Here is a 25206-nt window from a genome sequence, read left to right on the forward strand (position 1 = left end):
GATCTAACGGGAAAACGACGGCTCCGTTTTCACCCGCGGAGAGGGCGGAAGCGCAGCCGCCCAACGCACCCGTGTTAGCTGCACGCGCAGTTCAGCACCGGTTTGCGCGCGGCGTTCGTCTCGTCGAGACGCGTAACCGGCGTCGTATACGGCGCATTCAGCAGCAGCTCCGGATTTTCTTCGGCTTCCTTCGCGATACGGATCATCGTATCGATAAAGCCGTCCAGCGTTTCTTTGCTTTCCGTCTCGGTCGGTTCGATCATGATGCACTCCTCGACGTTGAGGGGGAAGTAGATGGTCGGCGGGTGGTACCCGAAATCCAGCAGCCGTTTGGCGACGTCCAGCGTGCGCACGCCGTGCTTTTTCAGGCCGCTGCCGCTCATCACGAATTCGTGTTTGCACGGTCCGGCGAACGGCACTTCATAGTAATCTTTCAAACGCGCCATCATATAGTTGGCGTTCAGCACGGCGCATTCCGATACGCGGCGCAGGCCGTCCGGACCGTAAGTGCGGATATAGGCGTAAGCGCGCACGAGGATGCCGAAGTTGCCGTAGTAAGCTTTGACGCGGCCGATCGAACCCGGAGCCGGAGCGGCAAAGTCGTACGAGCCGTCTTCGAGCCGTTCGACGATCGGAGCCGGCAGGTAAGGGGTCAGGATCGACTTGACGCCGACCGGGCCCGCGCCCGGACCTCCGCCGCCGTGCGGCGTGCTCATCGTTTTGTGCAGATTGAGGTGGACGACGTCGAAGCCCATGTCGCCCGGGCGGGTGATGCCCATGATCGCGTTGGAGTTGGCGCCGTCGTAATACAGCAGGCCGCCCGCTTCGTGCACGATTTGGGCGATCTCCACGATTTGCTCTTCAAACAGGCCCAGCGTGCTCGGGTTGGTCAGCATCAGCGCGGCCGTGTCGGGGCCGACGGCGGCGCGCAGCGTATCCAGGTCGACCATGCCTTTGGCGTTCGACGGAATCGTGACCGTTTCGAAACCGGCGACGGTCGCGCTGGCCGGGTTGGTGCCGTGCGAGGAGTCCGGCACGATCACTTTGGTCCGCTGGTGTTCGCCGCGCTCTTCGTGGTAACTGCGGATCATCATCAGGCCCGTCCATTCGCCGTGCGCGCCGGCGGCCGGCTGTAGCGTGACGGCGTCCATGCCGGTCAGCGCGGCCAGGTCGTTTTGCAGCGTGTGCATCAGTTCCAGCGCGCCCTGGACGCTTGCCACCGGCTGGTACGGATGGATCTTGGCAAAGCCGGCGTAGCGGGCGACGTCTTCGTTGATCTTCGGATTATACTTCATCGTACAGGAGCCCAGCGGATAGAAGCCGTTGTCCACGCCGAAGTTGCGGCGCGACAGACCGGTGTAATGGCGGATTACGTCGACTTCGTATACTTCCGGCAGCGCGGCCGCTTCGGAGCGCTTGAATTCGGCCGGGAGCCAGTCCGCGGCTTCGTCTTCGTTTACCGGCACATCGCATTCCGGCAGCGAGTAGGCGACGCGTCCCGGCTGGCTGAGTTCGAAGATCAGCGCGCAGTCTTCCTGGGCGGCGGATCGGCTGTCCGGTTTGAGATCGAGGTTCGTGTTCATAGGCTTCCCTCCAGAATTTCCGCGAAGCGGTCGATGTCTTCTTTGGAACGTCTTTCCGTAACGGCGATCAGCATAGCGGGACCGAGCTCCGGATACTCGGCGGAGAGATCGTAGCCGCCGATAAACCCTTCTTCCAGCAGCTTGGCGTTCAGCTCGTGCACATTCGTGCCTTCCGGAAGCTTGAGCACGAATTCGTTAAAGAACGGCGAGGCGAAAGCAAGCTGCGCATCTTTGATCGCGCCGAACTGCTTCGCCGCGTAGTGCGCTTTCTTGAGGTTCAGGTCGCAAACGTCGATCATGCCCTGACGGCCCATCACCGACAGATAGATGGAAGCGGACAGCGCCAGCAGCGCCTGGTTGGAACAAATATTCGACGTCGCTTTGTCGCGGCGGATATGCTGTTCGCGTGCCTGGAGCGTGAGCACGAAGCCGCGCTTGCCGTTCTTGTCAGTCGTCTGGCCGACGATGCGGCCCGGAATCTTGCGCATCAGCGCTTTGGAAACGGCGAAGTATCCGCAGGTCGGACCGCCGAAGGAACCGGAGATGCCGAGCGGCTGCGCGTCGCCGACGGTGATATCCGCGCCCAGCTTGCCCGGCGCTTCCAGCAGACCGAGCGACAGCGGATTGGCGCTGACGATCATCAGGCCTTTCTGCGCGTGGATCAGGTCGCCGATCGCGCGCACGTTCTCGACGGCGCCGAAGAAATTCGGCGACTGCACCAGCACGGCGGCGGTGTCGCCGTCGACCAGCGCTTCGAGCTCGGCCAGGTCGGTTACGCCGTTATCGAAGCCGGCTTCGATCACTTCGATGCCGAGACCGTACGCGTACGTGCGCACGACGGCGCGCGTTTCCGGATGCACGGTGGAAGAGATCACGATCTTCTTGCGTTTGGTCGCGCCGCCGGCGAGCGAAGCCGCTTCGGCCATCGCGGTCGCGCCGTCGTACATGCTGGCGTTGGCGACTTCCATGCCGGTCAGCTCGCAGATATACGACTGGAATTCGAAGATGGCCTGGAGCTCGCCCTGGCTGACTTCCGGCTGGTACGGCGTGTAAGCCGTGTAGAATTCGGAACGGGAGATCATGTGGTTGATGACGACCGGCACCTGGTGGTCGTACAATCCTGCGCCGAGGAAGCTGGCGTAGCGGTCGCTGTCGGCGTTCCTGCCGGCGAGCTGCGACATATGGCGCAGCAGGGCGGCTTCGTCCAGCGCGCCGGACATCGGCAGTTCGCCTTCGTAACGGACGTTCTTCGGAATATCGGCGAACAGGTCCTCGATGCTTTCGGCGCCCACGGCGGCGAGCATGTCGCGTTCGTTCTGCTGCGTCATCGGAATATAACGGTGCTTCTTCAAGGCGTATTCACTCCCTTGTCGGATAGGGTTGGCGCAGAGGCGGACTCCGCAATCAAGGCTTTATGGGCCGGCGTATTCTTATAAAAAGGAGCTTTGACGATTTCCGCTTGCAATCGTTTGCCGCGGATTTCGACTTCGATCTTCGTTCCGAGCGGCGCGAATTCGGCTTCGATCAGCGCCAGCGCCAGATTGCGCTTGAGGGTCGGCGACTGCGTGCCGGTCGTCACTTCGCCGATTTGCCGGCCGCCGGCAAATACCGGGTAGTGCGAGCGCGCGATGCCGCGGTCGATCATTTCCAGGCCGACGAGCTTGCGCGGCGCGCCGGCTTCTTTCTGGGCGGCCAGCGCTTCGCGGCCGATAAAGTCGCCTTTGCCGAGCTTGACGAAGTAGCCGAGGCCGGCTTCGAGCGGCGTGATATCCGCCGACAGCTCCTGGCCGTACAGCGGCAGCTTGGCTTCGAAGCGCAGCGTGTCGCGCGCGCCGAGGCCGCACGGCAGCAGGCCGAATTCTTCGCCGGCGGCGATCAGGCCGCGCCAGATCGCCGGAGCGTGCTCCGCGGCGGCGTAGATTTCGAAGCCGTCTTCGCCGGTGTATCCGGTGCGGGAGATATACGCCATCGTGCCTTCGAACTCGCCCGTTTCGATAAAATGAAACGGCTTCAGGTCGTCGAGCCCTTTGTCTCCGCAGACTTTCTTGAGGATCGGCAGCGAAGCGGGACCCTGCAGCGCGATCAGCGCGGTGCCGTCCGAGACGTCGCGGAAATCGACCGACTCCGGCAGACGGGACTTGATCCAATCGGCGTCCTTGTCGATATTGCCGGCGTTGACGACAAGCATGTAATCTTCTTCGCGAATCCGGTAAACGATCAGGTCGTCCACCACGCCGCCGTTCTCGTAGCACATAAAAGTATACACGGCCTGTCCGTCTTCCAGCGCCGCGATACCCCCCGTCGTCAGGAAGCTGATTGCTTCGCAGGCGCCTTCGCCGCTGAGCAGGAATTCCCCCATATGCGACACGTCGAACAGTCCGGCGCGTTCGCGCACGGCTTCGTGCTCTTTCTGGATGCCGGAGAACTGCACGGGCAGCTCCCAGCCGCCGAAATCGATGCAGCGCGGTTCGCCGGTCTCCGCGTACAGCGGGTAAAGCGGGGTTCGCTTGAGTGAAGTCATCGTTAAAAGTCTCCTTTGAATACGATTTGGTTGCGTCGTTCCTGCTTCGCAAGCGCGCAAAAAAGGACAGGTCCCCAAAGACCGGCCACGCTTCCTCGAATCGGAAACGAAAGGCCTGATCGTAAGGGCTCTGTCCTTGATACCTGAGAGTTGCCCCGCCGCGAAGCGGGTTTCCCCTTGGGTGATCCGCCCGCGGCTTCGGGCTGTGCTCCTGCCGCGCGGATGCTCTCCAGAGTGGCGTCCGGCAAAGGTCCTTTTGCCTGAGAGATTCACCGTCTTGCGCGCCAACGCGCTTTCGAACGGCTTACTCCTTCGGCGGCACCCGCAAAGCGCTGACGCGCTCCCGGTACTCTCTCCCTATGCTTTCACTCGCCTATGCGCATGTCGTCGAACGTTCGTTTTTTTGCCAAATGCGGATCAAATGCTTTATCCTAATTATTAAGGGATGGAGCCCCCGGTTGTCAACAAAACTTTGAATTTTATTAAAATGTTTGACAGGAACATTGACATGGGAAAAAGGCTGCCGTAAGCTTAAGTCGCGGAAAAATCCCGAACAAGTGAAAGAAAAAACATGCCGAATGTTCGGCAATATACCGAAATGGAGCGAAGCGTACAATGAGTGAAGTGAAAGCGGGACTGTACTATACCGAGGACCACGAGTGGATCGAGAAGCTGGAAAACGGCAACCTGCGTCTGGGCATCACGGATTTCGCGCAGCACCAACTTGGCGACATCGTATTCGTGGAACTGCCGGAGGAAGGCGCGGCGGTCGAAGCGGAAGCCAGCATCGGATCGATCGAATCGGTTAAAACGGTCTCCGACCTGTTCTGCCCGGTAGGCGGCAAGATCGTTGCGGTCAACGGAGCGCTCGAGGGCGAACCGGAACTGGTGAACAGCGCGCCTTACGGCGGGGGCTGGATGATCGAAATTCAGCCGGACGACGCGGCCGAAGGCCTGCTGGCCGGGCTGCTGACGCCGGAGAAATACGAGCGGCACCAGGAAGACTGAGCAAAGCGCGGGTTCCGGGCTTTCGGCTGCCGCGGGAAGTGCCGGGAAAACGGCGCGGCCGGCGGCAAACGGCAGTTTTGCCGTGCCGGTCGGGTAGGGAAGCGGGCGGAATCGACAGACGGACAGGCTCCGTCGTCGTCCGCCCGTTTTTGCGTTTTCGCGACATGCGGTTGCTAGTTTGCGCGTTCCGGGATCGTCCGCCCGAAGCCGCCGTCCCGCGGCGCCGGTCCGGGTTCGGGACGGCCGGGCGAGCACGAAAGAAACGGCGGGCTTTTTTTGAGCGGGATCGCGTTGTCATCGGGTATCGGCTTGGTTTATCATAATCGTAGCGGAACATGCTGCAAGACAACCTGAACGATCCGGAGGAGGACAACGCAATGACCGAAAAAACAGCGCTCGTCACAGGCGCGAATTCGGGAATGGGATTGGCGACATCGGCGGAACTTGTAAGCAGGGGGTATCGGGTGCTGATGGCCTGCCGCAGCCGGGAACGCGGCGAAGAAGCGCTGCGCAAAGTCGAAGAATCCGGCGGGCCGGGTTCGGCGGAGCTGGTGCTGTGCGATCTGGGCGATCTGGCCTCGATCCGCCGTTTCTCAGACGAGGTGCACGGGCGGATCTCCGCTCTCGACGTGCTGATCAACAACGCGGGCGTGGTCAGTCCGAAGCGCCGGGAAACGAAAGACGGCTTCGAGCTTGCGCTGGGCGTCAATCACCTGGGGCATTTTTTGTCCACGAATCTGCTGCTGGATCTGGTCCACGCAGCGGAAGCCGGGCGGATCATCGTGGTGGCGTCCGGCGCGTACAAAGCGGGGCAAATTTATTTCCCGGACCCGCATCTGCGGGAAAACTACAATGTAATCAAATCGTATGGGCAATCCAAGCTGGCGAATATCCTGTTCGCGCGCGAGCTGGCGCTGCGGACGTACGGCACAAGCACAACGGTCAACGCGCTGCATCCGGGAGCGGTGCTGACCCAACTCGGCATCAACCGGAAAACGGGTTTCGGGCAGGGCGTGTACAAAGCGCTCGGCAGGCTGCCGTCGTTCCAGACGCCCGAAGAAGGCGCTTCGACCGCCGTTTACCTGGCGGACAGCCCCGATGTGGCGGGTATTTCGAGGGAATACTTTTACCGCAGCAAGCCCCATAAACTGGACCGCAAAGCGGAAAACGACGAGACGGCCGCCCGCCTATGGGAGTGGAGCGAGCGGGAAGTCGGATTGGACTAGGGCGTGTCTTCAAACCTCGATGGAAGCAGATTTGAGGACACGCCCTAGAACGGGAGCGGCTGTGCCGGGTTTTGCAGGCGGCGGATTCAAGCGGAACGCATCGAATCCAAACAGGATTTTGAAACGGCAGATTTTAATGACGGGGGACACCGATATGACGACATCCGAAGAAACAACATCGAGCGAACTGCCTGTAATCGAACTGGCGGGCCGGGAAGATCTCCCGGCTATCGTGAGTATTTACAACTCGACTATTGCCGGGCGCATGGTTACGGCGGACCTTGAGCCGATTACTGTGGAGAGCCGGCTCCAATGGTTCGAGGAGCATATGCCGGCCCGCCGGCCGCTGTGGGTGATGCGGCGGCAGGGCCGCGTGCTGGCCTGGATCAGTTTGCAGTCCTTCTACGGCCGGCCGGCTTACGACGCCACCGCGGAGGTCAGCATTTACGTCGACGAGTCGCTGCGCGGCACGGGCGCGGGCAGCCGGCTGCTGGAGAAAGCGATCGCCGAAAGCCCGGCGCTCGGCGTAAACACGCTGCTCGGCTTCGTGTTCGGGCATAACGAACCGAGCCTGCGGCTGCTGCGCAAATACGGATTCGAATCGTGGGGGCATCTGCCGCGCGTCGCGGTGCTGGACGGCATCGAACGCGACCTGGTGATTTTGGGTCTGCGCATCGGGGGATAGAAGCGGGCGGAGGCAGGCTGCGATTCGGCTGCGGTTCGGCGATGTATGCCGATCGGCGAGCCGCTTACGTTGTATTTTTTGCAATGAAAAAGCCGTAATTTAGTTATTTCGGGCTGCTACGTTGTATATTATGCAACGTAATCGGCTAAAAATGGCTTTAAAAGCGCAAAATCCGGTTTTACATTGCAGAATCTGCAACGTAGGGATGCAAGATCGATCGAAACAACTGTTTACATTGCAAAATGTGCAACGTAAAGCCGTCATTCCAGCTTAGGCTGCTGTTTGCATGGCAAATCGCGAATCTCCGGCCGGTGGAAGCGGGAACGGAGCGGCGGAGCGTCTTCCGACGCTCCGTTTTTGCCGTCAGCGGCGCTTCGAGATCCAAACGGACAAAATATGGAGAATGTGCGTCCCTTGCCCTATTTTCGTCCAAATATAGAGAGTAAGCGGAGGAGGCCGGAGGAGCATGGGCGATTTGAGCTTGAAGATCCAAACCGCTTTCGAGCTGTTCGACGCGGGCAGGCCGCGCGAAGTCGAAGCGCTGTACCGGCTTTGCCTCGATGAACCCGGCGGCCGGGAAGGACGGGCCTACCGGAGCATCCTGCACGGTCTCGGCTACATAAAATGCGAGCAGGGCCGATACGGCGAAGCCCGGTCCCTGTACGAAGAACTGGCCGCGCTGGCCCGAAGCGATGCCGATCCGCTGGAGGAAGCGATCGCGCTGGCCGGGCGGTAAGAGCGGCCGGACGGCGTTTCGGCCGTGCCGGCGGCGGCACCGGCGTGGCGCGGCGGCCGCGTCGCGAGCTTCGAGGGGCAGGCTCGAGCCCCGGACGAAGCGCGGCGAAGGCGCCGGCCGGGGGACTCCCGATATCAGGAGGCGGCGCGTTTGGCGAAGCGCCGCCGGACTTTTTTTGACGATAATTAAGGGCTGCGCGATCAAACGAGTCTGTGCGAAAAGACATGAACAACTTCAATCAAAGGGGGGACGGAAATGTCCGATATGCACAGTTTTAACGATACGCTGGATTGTCCGGACTTCGAGGCGTACCCGTACGGAGATCTGGGGCTGACGTTTTCCTCCCAGTACTGCACGTTCAAGGTATGGGTGCCGGGAGCCGAGAAAGTGAGCGTCGTCATCTACGAGGACGAAGGCGTTTACGATGCGGCGGGCCGGGTGACGGACCATGCCGGCGGGCGGGAGCTGACGATGGAAGAAGACGAGTACGGCGTATGGAGCATCGTCGTGCCGGGCGACCTGGAAGGGTCTTATTATATGTATCACATCACGTACAAGATCGGCGAACACGAGCAGAGCCGCTACGCGGTCGATCCGTACGTCCGGGCGGCTTCGGCCAACGCCCAGCGCGGCGCGATCGTGGATCTGAAGCGGACGGACCCGCAGGGCTGGGAGAACGACGTTCGCCCGCCGCTGCGCCACCCGGTCGATTCGGTGCTGTACGAGCTTCACGTGCGCGATTTCTCGGCGTCGGAAGACGCGAAAATGAACCACTCCGGCCAGTACCTGGCGTTTACGGAATCCGGCATCCGGACGAAAGAAGGGCGCAAAGTCGGCATCGATCACCTGGAAGAGCTCGGCGTGACGCACGTCCATCTGCTGCCGGTGTACGATTTCTGTTCGGTCAACGAATGCGACGTGACGCCCGAAGCGTACAACTGGGGCTACGATCCGCAGAATTATAATGTGCCCGAAGGCTCGTACTCGTCCGACCCGCACGATCCCGAAGCGCGCATCCGCGAGCTGAAGCAGCTGGTGCAGGCGCTGCACGCGCGCGGCATCCGGGTGGTGGTGGACGTGGTGTTCAACCATACGTTTTCGGTGGAGGACGGCCCGTTCGATCCGGTCGTGCCTGGCTACTACTACCGCTTCAACAAATACGGGCAGCTCAGCAACGGCTCCGGCGTGGGCAACGAGCTGGCGACGGAGCGGCCGATGGTGCGCAAATACATTCTCGATTCGCTGATGTACTGGGCGGAAGAGTATCATGTGGACGGCTTCCGCTTCGACCTGATGGGGCTGATCGACACGACGACCATGCGCCTGATCGCGTCGACGCTGCACGAGAAAGTCGATCCGTCGATCCTGATCTACGGCGAGCCGTGGACGGCGCTCGATTCGCCGCTGCGCGAACTGACGCTCAAAGGATCGCAGCAGGGCGGAGGCTTCGCGGTATTCAACGACAACTTCCGCAACGCGCTCAAAGGCGACGGCGACGGCTGGGGCACGGGCTTTGTCAGCGGCGCGCCGGGCAAAGAAGGCGAGATCGCGCAGGGGCTGCGCGGTTCGGTGCACGATTTCGCGGCCGAGCCGGCGGAAAGCGTCAACTACGTCACGGCGCACGACAACCTGATTCTGTGGGACAAACTGCTCAAATCGCGCGGACAATGGGAAGAGGCCGCTTTCGTAGCGTTTCACGACGGCAGTCCGTCTTCCGGCGTAACGGCGGCTCAGGCGGTGGAAGCAAGCCGTCCTTACGGGATGCTGGACGAGATCGACCCGCTGGAGCACGATCTGGTCAAACGGCAGCTGCTGGCCTACGGCCTGATCCTGACTTCGCAGGGCGTGCCGTTTATCAGCGCGGGCGACGAGCTGCTGCGCACCAAATTCGGCGACCATAACAGCTACCGCAGCCCCGATGCAATCAATGCGATCCGCTGGGAAAACAAAGACCGTTTCCACGCCGTGACCGATTATATCCGCGGGCTGATCCAGCTCAGGCGTTCGCACCGGGCGTTCCGGTTGAAAACGCGCGCGGATATCGAGAAGCATATGGACGTGTTCCGCATGCACGGCGGCGTGGTCGGCTTTACGCTGAACGATCACGCTGGCGGCGATCTGTGGCAAACGATCCTGGTCGTGCACAACGCTTCGGAAAGCGGGCAGACCGTCGATCTGCCGCCGCGCAGCCGCTCGTGGAAGATCGTGGTCGACGGACGGCGCGCCGGCACGGAGGCGATCGGCGAAGCGTCGGATACCGTCGACGTGCCCGCGCTGTCGACGATGGTGCTGTACGACGAGGAAGACGATTATGTGCCGGAGCCGGGCGTGCTCGAATGGGAGAATATGCCGGGCGTCGTGCAGCCGGGCGAAAAGCTGTTTCTTCAGGCGACGGTGCGCGACCAGCGCGGCCGGAGAATGCCGGAAGCGGAAGTGACGTATCATTCGTCCGACCCCGAACAGATGCTGATCCGCCGCGACGGCACGGCCTGGGCGATCGGCCTGGGACGCGCGCTGATTACCGCGATCTGCGGCGATATGCAGAGCAGCACCGCGATTCTGATCGAGCGGCGCACGGTGCACCAGATCGGGATTGCGATGGACGACGAAGTTCGCCGTTTATATGTCGCGCGCAGCCTGAAGCTGCGGGCGGAGCCGAAAGACCCGTTCGGCAACCCGATGTCGGCTTCGCGCCTGGAGTGGCGCTCCAGCGATGTGGGCATCGCCACGGTCAACCAGGCGGGACGGGTGACCGGCGTCAAGCCGGGCCGCGCGGTGATCTCCGTGCTCGGCGACGGCGTCCAGGCGCAGCTTGCGCTGGAAGTGCGCGAGTACAAGCCGCGCAAGCTGATTCTCGAATACGAGCGGGAAGACGGCGATTACGCCGGCTGGAACCTGTGGCTGTGGGGCGCTTCGTTCGGCAGCCGCCGGGTCGACTTCGCCGATACCGAAGGCGAAGCGGCTTCGCTGCTGCTGGATGTGCCGCCGGACGTGGCGAGCCTGGGCTTTATCGTCCGCCACGAAGAATGGGAGAAAAAAGACATTTCGGCCGACCGCTATATCGATCTGAGCGTAATCCGGGGCGGCTGGGTGCGCATCCGGATTCGCAGCGGCGAATACCGGGTATCGGCCGAAGCGCTGGAAGAAAGCGAGATTCCAGCGGAGAAAGAGCGCTTCGAGCGCCTGGAGCGCGAAGCGGGCGAGCGGACGGCCGAAGCGGAAGTCGAAGCTGCCGCGGCCGCCGAAGCTGTCTCGGCTGCGGAAGCCGATCAGCAGCAGACGCTTGAAGGCGAAGCGGAGCAGCAGGCTCCGGTTTCGGACCACCCCGGAGCCGTGACGGAGTCCCGCTCCGGCGAAGGCGGGCCGGGCGAAGCCGGGCACCGACATTCTGCCGAAACGGCAGAGGAAGCGGAATCGCCGCCGCAAGAGCCGGAAAACGGCGAACGGCAGTAAGCCCGAGCCGCCGCGCGGCGCCGGACAACGTTGGCGCAGGAATCTTAATCCACCCCGAAACCCCAAAAAGCCGAGTCCCGGAAATCATCCCGGGACTCGGCTTTTTTCATCCTACCTATTAACCGCGTTTCTAAACGCGTTTCCCAAACCCGTCAGCCGGGTTTAAGCTTCCGCTCCGTTCATGTACACCGCTTTGCCGGTGCGCGCCGATTCGTAGATCGCTTCGAGGATCTCCGAGACCACGCAGGCTTGTTCCGGCGTAACGGTCGGTTCCAGATCCTGGTCGATCGCTTCGATCCAGCGGTACGCTTCCAGGTCGGAATCGCTCTCGACATTGCCCGCGTAGAACGCGACGCCGCCCGAAGACAGCTCGGCTTCTTTCGTATACAAACGGCTGAATTCTTCGCCGTTGATCCGCAGGCCGTCCTTCATGTCCGCGCCCGCTTCGCTGCCGCTCAGCGTACACTTGGCTTCGTGCACGTCGAGCGTGTTCAGCGCCCAGCTCGATTCCAGCGTAACGGTCGCGCCGTTTTCCATCACGATCATGCCGAAAGCCGAATCTTCCACTTTGAACTTGCTCGGGTCCCACGGGCCCCAGGCGTTGGCGGCGTTCTCGCGCTGCGACAGCTCGTGATACTTGGTGCCCAGTACGACTTTCGGCTTGTAGTTGTCCATCATCCACAGCGTCAGGTCGAGCGCGTGGGTGCCGATATCGATCAGCGGGCCTCCGCCCTGCTTTTCCTCATCCAGGAACACGCCCCAGGTCGGCACGGCTCTGCGGCGGATCGCATGGGCTTTGGCGTAGTAAATATTGCCGAGGCCGCCGTCTTCGCAGACGCGTTTCAGATGCTGGCTGTCCGGACGGAAACGGTTGTTGTAGCCGATCGTCAGCTTTTTGCCGCTTTTCTTGGCCGCTTCGACCATTTGACGGGCTTCCGCCGCCGTTTTGGCCATCGGCTTTTCGCACATAACGTGCTTGTCCGCTTCGAGAGCGGCGATCGAGATGCGGGCGTGCGATTCGTTCGGCGTCAGCACATGGATCACGTCGATCGACGCATCTTTCAGCAGCTCGGTATAGTCTTCGTACACTTTCGCGCCTTCGGCGCCGTATTTCTCCGCGGCCGCTTCGGCGCGCTCCGTGACGATATCGCAGAAAGCGACCAGTTCGACGTTGTTCAGTTTGCTCAGGCTGGGCAGGTGTTTGCCGTTGGCGATGCCGCCGCAGCCGATAATACCGATTTTGTACGTTTTACTCATGATTGGATTCACCTCGTTATAGGAATAGGGGGATGTTCGAAAATAACGTGCCGGCGCTTAACCGCGAACTTCGCTTTGTCTGGCTTTGCGATACGCGGAAGGCGGGATGCCCATGCGTTTGCGGAAAACGGTATGCAGATAAGCCGCGGTCGAGAACCCTTCGATCTCGGCGATCCGTTCGATCGACAGATCGCTCGATTCCAGACGGTCGCAGACGGCCCTCAGCCGGATATCTTCCAGCACCCGGCTGAACGGACGCCGCGGATCGACGCTGCGGAAGATCCGCTGGAGCTGGCGCGCGCTGATATCGAGCTTCTCCGCGACGTCTTCCAGCCGCAGGCCGGATGTATAATTGGCTTCGATGTAACGGACGGCGTAATCGTACCGGTACGCGAGCATGTCGCGAATCGGCGCTTCGGTGCCCACGCCGCCGGAGTCGTACGCGCGAATCGTTTTGAGCAGAATATCGACGACCTGGAGTTTGATCGCCGTATAGTAGCCGAGCCGCTTGCCTTCGCACGCTTCGTAAGCTTCCAGGAAGCACGGCATGGCGCCGTGAACGTCCTGCGCCGGACGGAGCGGAAGCGCATTCAGCCTTTGCATGCATTCTTCCGCTTCCGCGACTTCCCACGGATCGGCGGCCGGATTGTGCCGGGATACGATATCCACATGCAGGCACAGCTCGTCCATGGAATTGCGCGAAGCGGCTTCCTGGTAGTGCATGACGCCCGGCCCGGTCAGATACAGCAGTCCTTCCGACAGCGAGTAGGGCTGGTCGCCCAGAATGACTTTGCCCGAACCGCGCGGGATAAAGTGAAACTCGTACGTCGAATGATTGTGGAAATGAATGATGCGTCCCGGTTCGAACGATGTCAGATGGAAACGGAGCACGCGAATTTCGTAATGGCCCCAGGCGACGGCGATATCGAGCCGCTCCAGCAGATCCCACTTTTCGGACATGGGTTCATACGGAAAAGGGGCGCGTACAAAACGTTCCGTCATTATTTCAGCCGTTCAGCTGCCGCGGCGAAACGACGCTTTTGTCGCGCGCCGAACGGTTGGCCGCTTCCATCAGGCGGGTCAATTCGACGGCTGTCGCGATATTCTCGTCCGCCGTCGTGTTTTCCCGGATATGGCGCACCCACTGGTCGAAAGCGCTCTCCCGATTGTCCGGCAGAGGCTGCTCGGTCCATTCGGCGGCTTCCTGCGTCAGGTTGGAGCGAAGCAGCAGCTTGCTCTCCGGCGTGCCGTACAGCAGGGTGCCGTCCGTGCCGTGCACTTCGACCGCGAACGGCGAATGGCTGTTGACGAAGCCGGCTTCCACCGAAGCGATCGCGCCCGAATCGGTATACAGCGAAGCGACGGCGTTGTCTTCGACTTCTTTGCCGGTTATGTAGCCGAAGTTGGCGCTGACGCCCGTTACCGGTTCGCCCAGGAACAGCGCGGCCAGATACATCGGGTGGCAGCCGAGGTCGATCAGGGCGCCTCCGCCGCACTGCTCGGCGTTGTAGAAATGCTGCGGCAGCCAGTCGGCCAGCGCGCCGTTGTGCGACAGGCGGGTGCGCACGTAAGTGACGCGGCCCAGCAGTCCTTTGTCCAGGATGTCCCGGATCGCGAGCGTATACCCGTCGTTCAGGCGCGGCAGCGACACCGTCAGCTTGATTCCGCTTTGCCGTACTTCCTCGATGATCTCGGAGACTTCGCTTTCGGTCGGGGCGATGACTTTTTCGGTAAAAATGTGCTTGCCCGCGCGAGCGGCGGCGATCAGGACTTCTTTGTGCCGGTTGGTCGGCGCGTCCACGATGACGGCGTCCACGTCGCCCGAGGCCAGCATGTCGTCCAGCGTTTCATAAAAAGGTACGCCCAGTTCTTCGGCCGCTTTGCGGCCGCGTTCCGGCACTTCGTCCCATACGGCGGTGATGTCCGCGTCCGGGTGAGACTGCGCCTGACGGATATAATCCCAGGCGTGCACATGCCACAAACTGGCTTTGCCTATACGAATTCCCACAGTTCAAACCTCCCGATTTCATATCTAAAATCCTGACATTTCCCTTATAAAATAGCATAGGGAAGACGATAAATCACTAAAACGTTGCGACATTTAACCTTCAATATTGCGACATTGCCGGCCGGATGCGAGACCTTATTTTTCCATTTGAAAAAAGGACGGGGGCGCGGCGAACCGAAGGACCGGCGTCGCGGCGCGTCCGCCGTCTGTTTAACTGCGCCGGTTTGCGGTTATCCCCTAATCAGAAGGTGTCCGCCGGGCGGGAGCGCGGAAAGCCCGCGGCGGAGCGAGGAGGAGAAACGGATGGAGTCTGAACGCAGCAGAGCGCATCAGCCGGCAAACCGGTCGGCGAACCAGGCGGAATCGGCTTATTGGAAAGAGGGCGTCCTGTATCAATTGTATCCGCCGAGCTTCAAAGACAGCGACGGGGACGGCTGGGGCGATCTCGGCGGAATCCTGCAAAAAGTCGACTATCTGGCGGAGCTCGGCGTAAGCGCGGTCTGGATCGGCCCGGTGTGCGATTCGCCGATGGAAGACAACGGCTACGATATCCGCGACTACTACAAGATCCACGAAGATTACGGCACGATGGAGCAGATGGAGGAACTGATCGCGAAGCTGCACGAACACGACATCAAGCTCATCATGGACCTGGTCATCAATCACACGTCCGACGAGCACCCGTGGTTCGAGGCGTCGCGTTCGTCGACAGACAACCCGTATCGCGACTACTATATTTGGAAAGCGCCCGCCGAAGATGGAGGCCCTCCGAACAACTGGCGGTCTTTTTCCGAAGAATCGGCGTGGGAGTTCGACGAGCGGACGAGCGAATACTATCTGCATATTTTCGATAAAAAGCAGCCCGACCTCAATTGGAACAACGAGGACATGCGCCGGGATATTTATAAAATGATCACGTTCTGGCTGGACAAGGGAGCGGACGGCTTCCGGCTCGACGCGATCAATATGATCTCCAAAGACCCGGCGTTTCCCGACGCGCCGGAAGACGCCCGGCATCCGCGCGGCCAGCAGTTCTACAAGAACGGGCCGGGCATCCACGAACTTCTGCGCGAGCTGCACGATGAAACGTTCGGCCGTTATCCGGGCACGCTGACGCTGGGCGAAGCGCCGACCGTCACGATGGACGAAGTGGTGCGCTATACGGCGCCGGAGCGCCGGGAGATGGACATGGTGCTCCAGATGGAGCTGATCCGGCTGGGCAAAGACTTCGGCAATCCGTGGAAAACGGATCCCGGCTGGTCGCCGGTTACGCTCAAGGAAAGCGTCGTGCGCTGGCACAAAGAAGTGTTCGGCAAAGGGGCGTACGCCCTGTACTTGAATACGCACGATCATCCGCGGATGGTCGGCACTTTATTCGGCGGCCGAGAAGGCGGGGAAGACGAGCGGAAAGAGCTGAACGACGCGGCCGCCAAAGCGATCGGCACATTCCTGCATACGCTGCCGGGCACGCCGCTCGTATACCAGGGCGAGGAGCTGGGCATGCCGAACGCCAATTACCGCTCGCCAGGCGATTATCGCGACAAAGCGACGGTAGCGACGTACAAGCGGCGTACGACCGAAGGCGAGAAAGCGGAAGATGTATTGGGCAGCCTGCATGCGCGCAGCCGGGACGGCGCGCGTTCGCCGATGCACTGGACGGGCGGGGAGCAGGCCGGCTTTACGAGCGGATCGCCGTGGATTCCGCTGAATCCGGAAGGACGCGGGGCGAACGCGGAAGACGAGCGCGGCGACCGTTCTTCGGTCTTCCATCATTACCGGAGACTGATCGCGCTGCGAAAAGAATCGCCGGTGCCGGCCCGGGGCGATCTGACCATGCTGCCGCTGGAAGACGAGTGGGTGTTTGCCTACGTCCGCGAAGCGGAAGGCGAGCGCTGGCTGGTGCTGGTCAACTTCTCGGACGAGGAACGGCAGTGTCCCGTTCACGCCGAATGGGCGCATCTGGCCGAGACGGGCGAGCTGCTGCTCGGCAGCGCGCCGGCTCACGGCGGAACGTCCGGGGCGGGTGCCCCGTTCCGGCTGAGCGGCGGAGACTATGTGCTGCATCTGCTCCCGTATCAGTCGGCGATCTACCGGATTGGGCAGTAGAGGCGGACGCCGCCGCGGCAAACATAATTTCAAACGACAAAAAGAGCCCGGCCGAAGAATCGGCGGGCTCTTGGTCGTGCGCGCGGAAAGCTTACGCTTCCGCTTTTTCTTCGAACGTCGTGCACTCGGCCGTATGATCCGGCGCGAATACCACTTCGATTTTTTCGGCTGTGCAAGTGTTGTCCGACCACTGGGTACATTCCGAAACCTGGCATTTGATATCCGACATATTGAAAACCTCCGTTTGCGAATTAGTAGTTATGCATCTAATATAACGCAAACAAACGGGTCCGCAACCCGCGATTTTCAAACAAATATGTAGATATTATGGATCCTGCAAGTAATAATCATTGTCGCAAATCCGAGGATGATTTTCATTATCCGGAGAATGAGACTCACTCTCAACCTTACCCGTACAATTTAGCATATTCCCGCAGAAGCCGCAACTTCAAATCCGAAAAAAAGCGGAAGTTCCGTTTCATGGCAAAGGGGAACGGGTTAGCGAGTAGAGAAACGATCGACATCAGACAGAGCGAGGGAGGAAACAACGATGACAACGGGACGATTGGAAGGCAAAGTGGCGGCGGTGACGGGAGGAGGCTCGGGCATCGGCAAAGCGAGCGCGATCCGGTTCGCGGAAGAAGGCGCGAAAGTGGCGATTCTCGAATTGACGGCCGATACGGCGGAAGAAACCAAGCGGGAGATCGAGCAGGCGGGCGGAGAAGCGCTCGTGCTGGAATGCGACGTGTCCAAACCCGAACAAATTGAAAGCGCTATTAAACGAATCGCCGACAAATGGGACCGGCTCGACGTCGTGTTCGCCAACGCCGGGATCAACGGCACGACCGCCCCGATCGAAACGATGGAGATCGACGATTGGAACCGTACGCTCGAAACCAATCTGCGCAGTACGTTCGCTACCGTCAAATATTCGATTCCTTATCTGAAAAAGCAGGGCGGCAGCGTGATTATCACCAGTTCCGTCAACGGCAACCGGATTTTTTCCGGCACGGGTTACTCGGCGTATTCGGCTTCCAAAGCCGGACAAACGGCGTTCGCCAAAATGGCCGCGCTGGAACTCGGCCGCTATAAAATCCGCGTCAACGCGATCTGCCCGGGCGCGATCGATACGAATATCGGCAAAAACACGTTCCCGAGCGAAGACCTCAAAGAAATCGAAATCCCGGTCGATTATCCGGAGGGCGGCAACCATCCGCTTGAAGACCGTCCGGGCAAGCCGGAAGAAGTAGCCAAACTGGTGCTGTTCCTCGCTTCCGACGAATCGTCGCACGTCAGCGGCACGGAGATTTACGTCGACGGAGCGGAATCGCTGCTGTAACGAACAGGATGTTCACCCTGTATCGGCATTTCAAACGAAAACGTACTTCAAACGGAATGGACCGAACCTTCTTCGGCCTATTCCGTTTTTGATTTGCCGCCGCTTCGTCCGCGCCCGAGCGCGTCCGGCAGCAGGAAAAAAAGAATATAGAGCGTGGTGAACGTAAACAGCGCCAGCAGTTCTTCGGCCACGATATACAGCGGATAATCGCCGAGCATATCGAGCACTGAAGGCGTATCGGGCTTGCCGCGCAAAAACATATAATTGGCGTCCAGCAGCCGGTCGAGCAAATAAACGACCAGCGCGAGCGCGTTCAGCGACAGCATGGCCGACAGGATCGTGTGCCAGGTCGGACGAAAGCGTTCGATCCAGACCATGTACAGCGCCGACAGGATGATCGCGGCGTGCGCGACGAAGAACTGGACGAAGCGAAAATGCGGATACGCGTAAGCCAGATTCGGCGTAATCAAAGCCTGGAGCGCTCCGCCGATCCCGGCGAAGAACACGAGCCCCGCCAGAAAGCGGCTGCGCGTCAGCAGCATCAGGATCGCCGCGAGCAGCATCAGGCTGCAAAGTTCGAGCGGCAGCGTGAACCGCGCGTTCCAGACGCCCCGCGCGATATACCAGATATGCAGCGAAGCTTCCGCCGCCGCGAGCAGCGCGAGCAGCGTCAAGCGCAGGATCAGCGTCCGCTTGGGCTTTGCGCGAATCGCGCGGCGAAAGATCAGCAGCAGCGCCGCCGCCAGTAAGAAAGCCCCCAGCGACACCAGGTGGGCGGGGGAAAAAACCGAAAACGGGCTCGAAACGGACGACGAGAAAAAAGACGACAGCCGCAATGCGGACAAAGCCAAAGAATCGGACAATCTTGACGGACCTCCATTCCCTGCGGTTCGGGTTCTGCAATCGTAACCATCTTCCCGGATTTGGAAGAGTTCGTCAATGCCGGCTTTCTTCATGCGGGCGGCTGCGTCCGCTTGCACGCCAAAAAGCGGCAGGCCCCGGCTGAATTCAGCTTGGATTCGGGTCTGCCGCTTCTTACGGTTCCGCTTTCCGCCGGCCCTGCTTGCACCGGCGGAAGCTGGCGGAGATCAAACGCCCTGAGCGATCGCTTCAGGTTCAAAAAATTCCGACTCGACGTAGCCGTCTTCCCGTCTGCCTCTGTGGTCCACAAGACCCAGTTCGCCTTCCGCTCTATACTTGCGCATCCAGATCTTCAGACGATTGAGGTCGTAAATCCCGAGTTCTTTGGCTACCTGCTTTTTGGTCATCCCGTCCATCCGCATTTGGACGGCTCTGAGTTTCGTTTCATAACTGTACTTGCAAAACGTTTGTCCTTTAGTTGCCACTAAAACCACCCCTTAAAACATATATCGGCCGGTATATGTCTTTTTCTGATGGTTTTCGGCGGTTAAAGGTTAAAAAATAATTATAAAGAGATTTCGGCGGCTTGCCCCGCTTGATTGAGGCGAACCGCCCGGGGGTCAGGCCCGTTCGACGATCGTATTCAGTGTTGTGCGGTCCAGGCCGCGAACCAGGCGAACAAGCAGCTCCTTGGCCGCGGCGTAGTCGTCGGTATGGATAATCGAAGAAGACGTATGGATGTAACGGCCGCAGATGCCGATGACGGTCGAAGGCACGCCGATGCCGCTCAGGTGCACCTGGCCGGCGTCGGTGCCGCCCGGCGAGATAAACGGCTGCACTTTGACGTTGTGCGTGGACGCCGTGTCCTGTACGTACTCAAGCAGTCCGCGATGGGTGATCATCGTCGGGTCGAAGATGCGCAGCAGCGCGCCCCGGCCGAGATGACCGAACAGATTCCGGTCGCCGGTCATGTCGTTCGCCGCGCTGCAGTCGAGCGCGAAGAAGATGTCCGGCTGGATCAGGTTCGCCGCCGTTCTGGCGCCGCGCAGCCCTACTTCCTCCTGCACGGTGGCGCCGCTGTAGACGGTGTTCGGCAGCTTTTCGCCGTGAAGTTCTTTCATTAATTCGATCGCCAGACCCACGCCGTAGCGGTTGTCCCAGGCTTTGGCCATGATTTTTTTCGGATTGGACAGCGGCGTGAACTCGCAGATCGGCAGCACCTGCTGGCCGACTTTGACACCGAAGCTTTCCGTTTCCGCGCGGTCGTCGGCGCCCAGATCGATATACATCGTTTTGAGATCCACCGGACGGCTGGCTTCCGCTTCGCCGAGCAGATGCTTGGGCGTCGAGCCGACTACGCCGACAACGGGACCGTTTTCGGTAATGATCTGCAGCCGCTGTCCCAGCACGACCTGGCTCCACCAGCCTCCGAGCGGCTGAAACCGCACCAGGCCCGTTTCCGTGATGCCGTTGACCAGAAAGCCGACTTCGTCGAAGTGGCCGGCCACCATGACGCGCGGGCCGTCTTCTTGTCCGCGCAGCACGCCGAACAAACTGCCGATCCGGTCCTGGACGAATTCTTGCGTATACGCCGAAAGCTTTTCTTTGACCAGGCTGCGCAAATCCCGTTCGAAGCCGGGCGCGGCCGGGAATTCGGTCAGCTCCTTAAACAATGCCAGTGTTTCGTTATTCATGCTTGTGCACTCTCCCTACCCAAATTTGAGAACGGCGGCGAGCCGCGTTCAACCTCCATCCAGTATGCGGGCTGAAAGAAAAATTGTCACGAAACCCCGTAAACGAAATCGTTTTGCGGGCGAACGTGTGCGTTCGGTCCTTCGATCATGTACAATATATAAAGTGTAATCTTTTCGGCGATTACCACTGCAAATTGTTCGATTTATTCAGGAAAGAACGACTTGGGAGGTTGCTCATATGTCCGTAAGTTCCGAATCCATGCAGATCGTTACCGCGGTAAGAACGAATCTCGAATCTTGCATATTAGGGAAAACCTTTGAAATAAAGTTATTGATGACCGCGCTGCTCGCCGGGGGCCATGTGCTGATTGAAGACGTGCCCGGGACCGGCAAAACGCAGCTCATCAAAGCGCTGGCGCGTTCGATGGAAGGGGTCTACCGGCGCGTGCAGTGCAATCCCGACCTGCTGCCGAGCGATATCACCGGCATCTCCATCTACCACCCCCGCGAAGAACGTTTCCAATTCCGTCCGGGACCGATCATGTCGCATATCCTGCTGGCCGACGAGATCAACCGCGCCACGACCAAGACGCAGTCCGCGCTGCTCGAAGCGATGGAGGAGCGCAGCGTAACGGTGGACGGGGAAACGCATCCTCTGCCGCATCCGTTCATGCTCTGCGCGACCCAGAACCCGATCGATTTCGAAGGCACGTACGTGCTGCCGGAAGCCCAGCTCGACCGCTTTATGATGAAGCTGCACATGGGCTATCCGGATCTGGAAACCGAGAAAAACCTGATCAACGCCAACCGGACCGGACAGCCGGCCGACCAGCTCCACGCCGTGACGGATATGGAGAAGATCGCCGAAGTGCAGCGCGAAGTGCGCGAAGTTCATATAAACGACGCGGTGACTTCGTATATGCTCGGCATTATCCGGGCGACGCGCGAACATCCGTCGGTCCTGCTGGGCGCAAGTCCACGCGCGTCGATTTCGTTTACGCTGGCGGCCAAAGCGTACGCGTTTATCAACGAGCGCGATTATGTGCTGCCCGACGATATCAAAGAGCTGGCGCCTTACGTGCTGCCGCACCGCCTGCTGGTGCGTCCGGAAGCGCGGCTGGACAACCTGAGCGCCGAATCGCTGATCCGGAACCTGCTGACCGCGACCAGCGTCCCGGTTACGATGGGACGCTAACGAATGAGAGAAATCTGGAACCTGTTCAAACCGAAGCTGTCCGCGGCGAAGATGTCGATGCTGCTGTCGGTCTGGATCTGCTGTTTGTTCTATCTGCTGTTCCAGGGCGGCAAAACGTCGATTATGCTGTTTGTCATGGTGACTTTGTTCGGCCTGTATCTGCTGTTCGGCGGGCTCAACGGCATCGGCCGTGCCCGCGGGGAGCGGCATTTCTCGGGCGAGTTCGGCGAATGGGGCGGCATCCTGCACGCCGGCGACCAGATCCGCGTGCGGCTGAAGCTGGAAATACCCGGCTTCCTGCCGCTTCCGTACGTGATTGTGCGCGAGACGCTCAAACGGCACAGCGGCGAAACGTGGTCGTTCGAGGAAAGCCTCGTGCCGAATATGAACGGCCGCGGCGAGCTGCTGTTCCAAACGCCGCCGCTTGAGCGCGGACGGTATGCGTTCTCCGATACGGAGTGCGTCACGGAAGACATCTTCGGGCTGATCGAGCACCGGGGTTCGTTCTCGGCCCGCGGCGAATTTCGCGTTCTGCCGAGAACGGCCTATATCGCCAAGTGGCAGCTGTTCGACCGCAAGAACCGGCTGCTCGGGCCGCAGTCGGTCGGCAATTTGTCCGGGCGCGAAACCAATCAGGTGAGCGGCGTGCGGGATTACGTGTACGGCGACCGCATTTCGCGGATTCATTGGAACGCGACCGCGCGCACGGGAGAATGGAAATCGAAAGAATTCGAATACGAATCGATCCCCAAAACGATGATCGTGCTCGATACGTTCGAGGCGCATTACCGCTCGGCGAGACAGTTCGAGACGGCGGTATCGACAGCGGCCTCCCTGCTGGAATACGGCGGACGCGAGATGGTTCCGATCGGACTTTGTTCGCTCGGGCAGGCCGACCGCGTATTCGAGCCGGTGCAGGGCAGAGGACGGCTGCACGAGATGATGGACCACCTGGTCGATCTCGATCCGCGAGGAAGCGGCTCGCTGCTGGGCGGCATCCAGTCCGTGCTGGGACGGCTGCCCAAAGGCGCGGTGCTCGTGGTCGTGACGCCGCTCTCCGGCGGCCCGGTCCTGGATCTGGTCCGCTTTTCGCAGACGCATCAAATGAGCTTTTGTCATATCCAAATCGCGGAAGGAGCGGTGTCGGGCGCGGACGGTTCGCCGGCCGAGCGCCAGTGGACCGATTCGCTGCGCGCCAAAGGCGTAGCCGCTTACCGGGCGGGCAGCCTCGACGAACTGCCGGCCGTTCTGGAAGGAGGAATCCGATGAAAAAATGGTCCGAATCGTTCAAGTCTTCCTGGTATACGGCGCTTTCCATCGTATGGCTGATGGTCGTGGCCGTGCAGTGGCTGACTTACACGCGCACCGTCTGGTTCGACGAAACGAACGCGCTCGTGCTGAGCGTGCTGACCATGGCGGCCGTCGTGCATCTCCTGCTGCCGAATGCTTCGTGGCTGCGGCTGGGCGTCAAAGCGGTCGCTTTTATCGTCGTGACTTACATGACGCTGGAGCGCTACGGGGTATTTCAGCCGACGGGACGCCTGGGAGAAAGAGCGGAGCAGTTCTCGGAAGCGATGTTTCCTTATGTATGGTTCGCGCTGGGCGCCTGGGTGCTGTTCGAATTCTGCGTTCGGACGGTAACCAGCCAGCGGCGGATTTTGATTTTTGCTTTCTTGAATCTGGTGCCGATGGCGGCGCTGGATTCGTTTACGGTCGTCTCGCTGTGGAAACCGGTGGCCTGGATCGTATTCGCGACGATGGGCTGGCTGGTGTGCGACCATTTCCGGCGCTTCCAGACCCGGTTTCCCAAAGGCTGGCGTGCGATCCGGCGCAATCCGTTCAAGCTGATCGTCAACACGGCCGTAATCTTCTCGCTCGTCATTCTGGCGGGCGTGAACATGCCGTTCGTACAGCCGGTGCTGACCGATCCGTATACGGCGTGGCGGCATCTGCAGGGGACGTCGAACGTGGCGTTCAACTCGGGCGGACTGCTGCAGGGCCAGGCTTCGGCTTCGGGCTACAGCCGGGAAGACGGCCAGCTGGGCGGCGGATTCAACTTCGACTTTACGCCGGTCATGACCGTCGAATCGTCCGAACGCAGCTACTGGCGCGGCGAAACCAGAATGACGTACAACGGCAGCGGCTGGGAAGCGGACAGCGGCTGGGGCACGCTTGAAGGCGTCGGGCGCGAACAGGACCTCGAACGCAAAGCCGCTCCCCTGACTCCGACCCGCACGGTGCGGCAGCGGATCACGATGCAGAGCGAGTCGAGCTATCCGGTGCTGTTCGGCGCTTTCTCGATCAGCAAGGTGGACAGTCTCGATCTGGAAAACGGGGAATCCCGGATGCAGTGGAAGTCCGAACAGTCCGAGCTGCACTGGCAGGAACGCGCGGGCCGGGGCACGACCGTGTATCCGAAAACGTACACGATCGAATCGGAAATACCGATCGTTCCCGTCGACAAGCTGAAGCTGGAAACCTACAGCCAGCTGTATCCGGACGGGGTCGAGTCCCGCTACGTCCAGGTGCCGCGCGGCTTTCCGAAGCGCGTGACGGACCTGGCGGAAGAGATTGCGTCCGAAGGCGAAACGCCTTACGAAAAAGTCTATCTGCTGCAGCAGTATTTGCAGATGAATTATACGTACACGAACAACCCGGCTTTGTCCCGCAAACAAAGCGACGATTTCGTGGACAGCTTCCTGTTCGAAGTCAAAGAAGGCTACTGCGATTACTTCTCCACCGCCATGGTCATGATGGCGCGCTCGCTGGATATCCCGGCGCGCTGGGTCAAAGGTTACTCGCCGGGCAATCCGGCGGCCGGCGACGTGCCCGAGCGCTTTACCGAGAACAGCTCGCAGTACGAAGTGACCAACGCCAACGCCCACTCGTGGGCGGAAGTGTACTTCGGCGATTACGGCTGGGTGCCGGTCGAAGCGACGCGCGGCTTCAACATGCCGCTGCTGCAGGAATCTTCCGCTCCGGCGGACGCCGAAGTAACGCAAGAGCAGGAACAAACGCCGGACACGCCGGAAGAGCAGGAAGACCCGGCGGTGCAGGCGGCTCCGGAAGAAAGCGATTCGAACCTGGTGCCGATCGTCGTATCCGCGGCCGCGGTTGTGGTGGCCGCATGGGGACTGTATCTGCTGTGGGCGCGCCGACGTTCCGTTTACTTTTTCTTTATGGGACTGCGAATGGGCGGTCCGCTGACGGCGGACCAGAAGATCGTGCTGGAGATGGAGCGCTGCCTGGGCTTCCTGAAGCGCAAAGGCCTGAGGCGCGAAGAGCATGAAACGCTGCGCGAATCGGTATCGCGCTGGGAGAAAAAGGTCAAAGGTTCGGAAGCGGCGCTGGCTCCGCTGCTGGCGCTGTTCGAGAAAGCGCGCTACAGTCCGGAGCGCATCACGGAAGCCGAATGGACCGAGATGCAGCGGCTGACCGTCGAACTGAGACGCAATTGGAAAGGCTATTATCCCGTTTTGCAAAACTTGCCTCAATCGGGCGGTTGAAAATGCTGACGCGGAGCGCCGGCTGTGA

20 protein-coding genes and 2 riboswitches are annotated in these 25206 nt (G+C 60.5%); of the genes, 10 read left to right on the forward strand and 10 right to left on the reverse strand.

Features of this window, described 5'->3' with window-relative positions:
• Nucleotides 1–74: 74 nt before the first annotated feature.
• Genes gcvPB through gcvT form a run of 3 tightly spaced genes read right to left on the reverse strand, consistent with a single transcriptional unit; the run spans nt 75 to nt 4104 of the window.
• The gene (gcvPB, locus tag QWJ34_RS04740; RefSeq protein WP_302725926.1) at nt 75–1583 is read right to left on the reverse strand and encodes an aminomethyl-transferring glycine dehydrogenase subunit GcvPB; all 1509 of its coding nucleotides are present in this window, start codon (nt 1581–1583) and stop codon (nt 75–77) included.
• Nucleotides 1580–2935, reverse strand: coding sequence for an aminomethyl-transferring glycine dehydrogenase subunit GcvPA (gene gcvPA / locus QWJ34_RS04745; protein ID WP_302725927.1), 1356 nt, complete (start codon nt 2933–2935; stop codon nt 1580–1582). Before gcvPA ends, gcvPB begins: the two co-directional genes overlap by 4 nt.
• A complete protein-coding gene (gcvT, locus tag QWJ34_RS04750) occupies nt 2932–4104 on the reverse strand; it encodes a glycine cleavage system aminomethyltransferase GcvT (RefSeq protein WP_302725928.1) in 1173 nt (390 codons plus the stop codon). The genes gcvPA and gcvT overlap by 4 nt, the downstream gene beginning before the upstream one ends.
• Nucleotides 4105–4232: 128 nt before the next feature.
• A riboswitch (glycine riboswitch) is annotated at nt 4233–4339 on the reverse strand.
• A gap of 3 nt (nt 4340–4342) precedes the next feature.
• Nucleotides 4343–4473: riboswitch (glycine riboswitch) on the reverse strand.
• Between the two features lie 246 nt (nt 4474–4719).
• Here gcvT and gcvH point away from each other — a divergent pair.
• The 5 genes from gcvH (at nt 4720) to pulA (ending at nt 11212) form a co-directional block, all read left to right on the forward strand.
• Nucleotides 4720–5112: a glycine cleavage system protein GcvH gene (gcvH, locus tag QWJ34_RS04755; protein ID WP_302725929.1), complete on the forward strand. Its 393-nt coding sequence runs from the start codon at nt 4720–4722 to the stop codon at nt 5110–5112.
• Between the two features lie 377 nt (nt 5113–5489).
• Nucleotides 5490–6338, forward strand: coding sequence for an SDR family oxidoreductase (locus QWJ34_RS04760; protein ID WP_302725930.1), 849 nt, complete (start codon nt 5490–5492; stop codon nt 6336–6338).
• A gap of 154 nt (nt 6339–6492) precedes the next feature.
• The gene (locus QWJ34_RS04765) at nt 6493–7023 is read left to right on the forward strand and encodes a GNAT family N-acetyltransferase (RefSeq protein ID WP_302725931.1); all 531 of its coding nucleotides are present in this window, start codon (nt 6493–6495) and stop codon (nt 7021–7023) included.
• Nucleotides 7024–7489: 466 nt separating this feature from the next.
• Nucleotides 7490–7759: a hypothetical protein gene (locus tag QWJ34_RS04770; RefSeq protein ID WP_302725932.1), complete on the forward strand. Its 270-nt coding sequence runs from the start codon at nt 7490–7492 to the stop codon at nt 7757–7759.
• Between the two features lie 255 nt (nt 7760–8014).
• Entirely contained in the window at nt 8015–11212 is a 3198-nt protein-coding gene (gene pulA, locus QWJ34_RS04775; protein WP_302725933.1) for a type I pullulanase, read from the forward strand.
• Nucleotides 11213–11374: 162 nt separating this feature from the next.
• On the opposite strand, the gene QWJ34_RS04780 is transcribed toward pulA, so the two are convergent.
• From QWJ34_RS04780 to QWJ34_RS04790, 3 genes are read right to left on the reverse strand one after another with little or no spacing between them, the layout of a single operon-like run.
• Entirely contained in the window at nt 11375–12469 is a 1095-nt protein-coding gene (locus QWJ34_RS04780; RefSeq protein ID WP_302725934.1) for a Gfo/Idh/MocA family protein, read from the reverse strand.
• A gap of 57 nt (nt 12470–12526) precedes the next feature.
• Nucleotides 12527–13429: an AraC family transcriptional regulator gene (locus QWJ34_RS04785; RefSeq protein ID WP_302725935.1), complete on the reverse strand. Its 903-nt coding sequence runs from the start codon at nt 13427–13429 to the stop codon at nt 12527–12529.
• A gap of 46 nt (nt 13430–13475) precedes the next feature.
• Nucleotides 13476–14477 carry a Gfo/Idh/MocA family protein gene (locus tag QWJ34_RS04790; RefSeq protein ID WP_302725936.1) on the reverse strand — a complete coding sequence of 334 codons (1002 nt, stop codon included), beginning with the start codon at nt 14475–14477 and terminating at the stop codon, nt 13476–13478.
• A 303-nt stretch (nt 14478–14780) separates the two neighbouring features.
• On the opposite strand from QWJ34_RS04790, the gene QWJ34_RS04795 reads away from it, so the two are divergent.
• Complete coding sequence (locus QWJ34_RS04795; RefSeq protein ID WP_302725937.1) at nt 14781–16583, forward strand: glycoside hydrolase family 13 protein; 1803 nt, start codon at nt 14781–14783, stop codon at nt 16581–16583.
• Between the two features lie 91 nt (nt 16584–16674).
• Here the strand turns inward: QWJ34_RS04795 and QWJ34_RS04800 are convergent, their stop codons facing one another.
• The gene (locus tag QWJ34_RS04800; RefSeq protein ID WP_302725938.1) at nt 16675–16812 is read right to left on the reverse strand and encodes a DUF1540 domain-containing protein; all 138 of its coding nucleotides are present in this window, start codon (nt 16810–16812) and stop codon (nt 16675–16677) included.
• A gap of 321 nt (nt 16813–17133) precedes the next feature.
• Here QWJ34_RS04800 and QWJ34_RS04805 point away from each other — a divergent pair, with 321 nt between their 5' ends.
• Entirely contained in the window at nt 17134–17922 is a 789-nt protein-coding gene (locus QWJ34_RS04805; RefSeq protein WP_302725939.1) for an SDR family oxidoreductase, read from the forward strand.
• 77 nt (nt 17923–17999) lie between these two features.
• On the opposite strand, the gene QWJ34_RS04810 is transcribed toward QWJ34_RS04805, so the two are convergent.
• From QWJ34_RS04810 to QWJ34_RS04820, 3 genes are all read right to left on the reverse strand, one after another.
• Nucleotides 18000–18785, reverse strand: coding sequence for a YwaF family protein (locus QWJ34_RS04810; RefSeq protein WP_302725940.1), 786 nt, complete (start codon nt 18783–18785; stop codon nt 18000–18002).
• A 225-nt stretch (nt 18786–19010) separates the two neighbouring features.
• Entirely contained in the window at nt 19011–19277 is a 267-nt protein-coding gene (locus QWJ34_RS04815) for a helix-turn-helix domain-containing protein (protein ID WP_368046221.1), read from the reverse strand.
• 126 nt (nt 19278–19403) lie between these two features.
• A complete protein-coding gene (locus QWJ34_RS04820) occupies nt 19404–20477 on the reverse strand; it encodes a M42 family metallopeptidase (RefSeq protein ID WP_302725942.1) in 1074 nt (357 codons plus the stop codon).
• Nucleotides 20478–20715: 238 nt separating this feature from the next.
• Between QWJ34_RS04820 and QWJ34_RS04825 the strand changes: the two genes are divergently transcribed.
• Genes QWJ34_RS04825 through QWJ34_RS04835 form a run of 3 tightly spaced genes read left to right on the forward strand, consistent with a single transcriptional unit; the run spans nt 20716 to nt 25178 of the window.
• A complete protein-coding gene (locus QWJ34_RS04825; protein ID WP_302725943.1) occupies nt 20716–21672 on the forward strand; it encodes an AAA family ATPase in 957 nt (318 codons plus the stop codon).
• A gap of 3 nt (nt 21673–21675) precedes the next feature.
• Nucleotides 21676–22941: a DUF58 domain-containing protein gene (locus QWJ34_RS04830; protein ID WP_302725944.1), complete on the forward strand. Its 1266-nt coding sequence runs from the start codon at nt 21676–21678 to the stop codon at nt 22939–22941.
• Nucleotides 22938–25178 carry a transglutaminase TgpA family protein gene (locus QWJ34_RS04835; protein ID WP_302725945.1) on the forward strand — a complete coding sequence of 747 codons (2241 nt, stop codon included), beginning with the start codon at nt 22938–22940 and terminating at the stop codon, nt 25176–25178. The genes QWJ34_RS04830 and QWJ34_RS04835 overlap by 4 nt, the downstream gene beginning before the upstream one ends.
• The last annotated feature ends 28 nt before the right edge of the window (nt 25179–25206 follow it).

The organism is Saccharibacillus sp. CPCC 101409, assembly GCF_030518235.1.
GTDB lineage: Bacteria > Bacillota > Bacilli > Paenibacillales > Paenibacillaceae > Saccharibacillus.

Coding starts and splice junctions, on each gene's coding strand:
- gcvT (WP_302725928.1), bottom strand. CDS start 4,104: ATGACTTCACTCAAGCGAACCCCGCTTTACCCGCTGTACGCGGAGACC.
- QWJ34_RS04770 (WP_302725932.1), top strand. CDS start 7,490: ATGGGCGATTTGAGCTTGAAGATCCAAACCGCTTTCGAGCTGTTCGAC.
- QWJ34_RS04805 (WP_302725939.1), top strand. CDS start 17,134: ATGACAACGGGACGATTGGAAGGCAAAGTGGCGGCGGTGACGGGAGGA.
- QWJ34_RS04760 (WP_302725930.1), top strand. CDS start 5,490: ATGACCGAAAAAACAGCGCTCGTCACAGGCGCGAATTCGGGAATGGGA.
- QWJ34_RS04795 (WP_302725937.1), top strand. CDS start 14,781: ATGGAGTCTGAACGCAGCAGAGCGCATCAGCCGGCAAACCGGTCGGCG.
- QWJ34_RS04835 (WP_302725945.1), top strand. CDS start 22,938: ATGAAAAAATGGTCCGAATCGTTCAAGTCTTCCTGGTATACGGCGCTT.
- QWJ34_RS04825 (WP_302725943.1), top strand. CDS start 20,716: ATGTCCGTAAGTTCCGAATCCATGCAGATCGTTACCGCGGTAAGAACG.
- gcvPB (WP_302725926.1), bottom strand. CDS start 1,583: ATGAACACGAACCTCGATCTCAAACCGGACAGCCGATCCGCCGCCCAG.
- QWJ34_RS04765 (WP_302725931.1), top strand. CDS start 6,493: ATGACGACATCCGAAGAAACAACATCGAGCGAACTGCCTGTAATCGAA.
- QWJ34_RS04780 (WP_302725934.1), bottom strand. CDS start 12,469: ATGAGTAAAACGTACAAAATCGGTATTATCGGCTGCGGCGGCATCGCC.
- pulA (WP_302725933.1), top strand. CDS start 8,015: ATGTCCGATATGCACAGTTTTAACGATACGCTGGATTGTCCGGACTTC.
- QWJ34_RS04785 (WP_302725935.1), bottom strand. CDS start 13,429: ATGTCCGAAAAGTGGGATCTGCTGGAGCGGCTCGATATCGCCGTCGCC.
- gcvH (WP_302725929.1), top strand. CDS start 4,720: ATGAGTGAAGTGAAAGCGGGACTGTACTATACCGAGGACCACGAGTGG.
- QWJ34_RS04800 (WP_302725938.1), bottom strand. CDS start 16,812: ATGTCGGATATCAAATGCCAGGTTTCGGAATGTACCCAGTGGTCGGAC.
- QWJ34_RS04830 (WP_302725944.1), top strand. CDS start 21,676: ATGAGAGAAATCTGGAACCTGTTCAAACCGAAGCTGTCCGCGGCGAAG.
- QWJ34_RS04820 (WP_302725942.1), bottom strand. CDS start 20,477: ATGAATAACGAAACACTGGCATTGTTTAAGGAGCTGACCGAATTCCCG.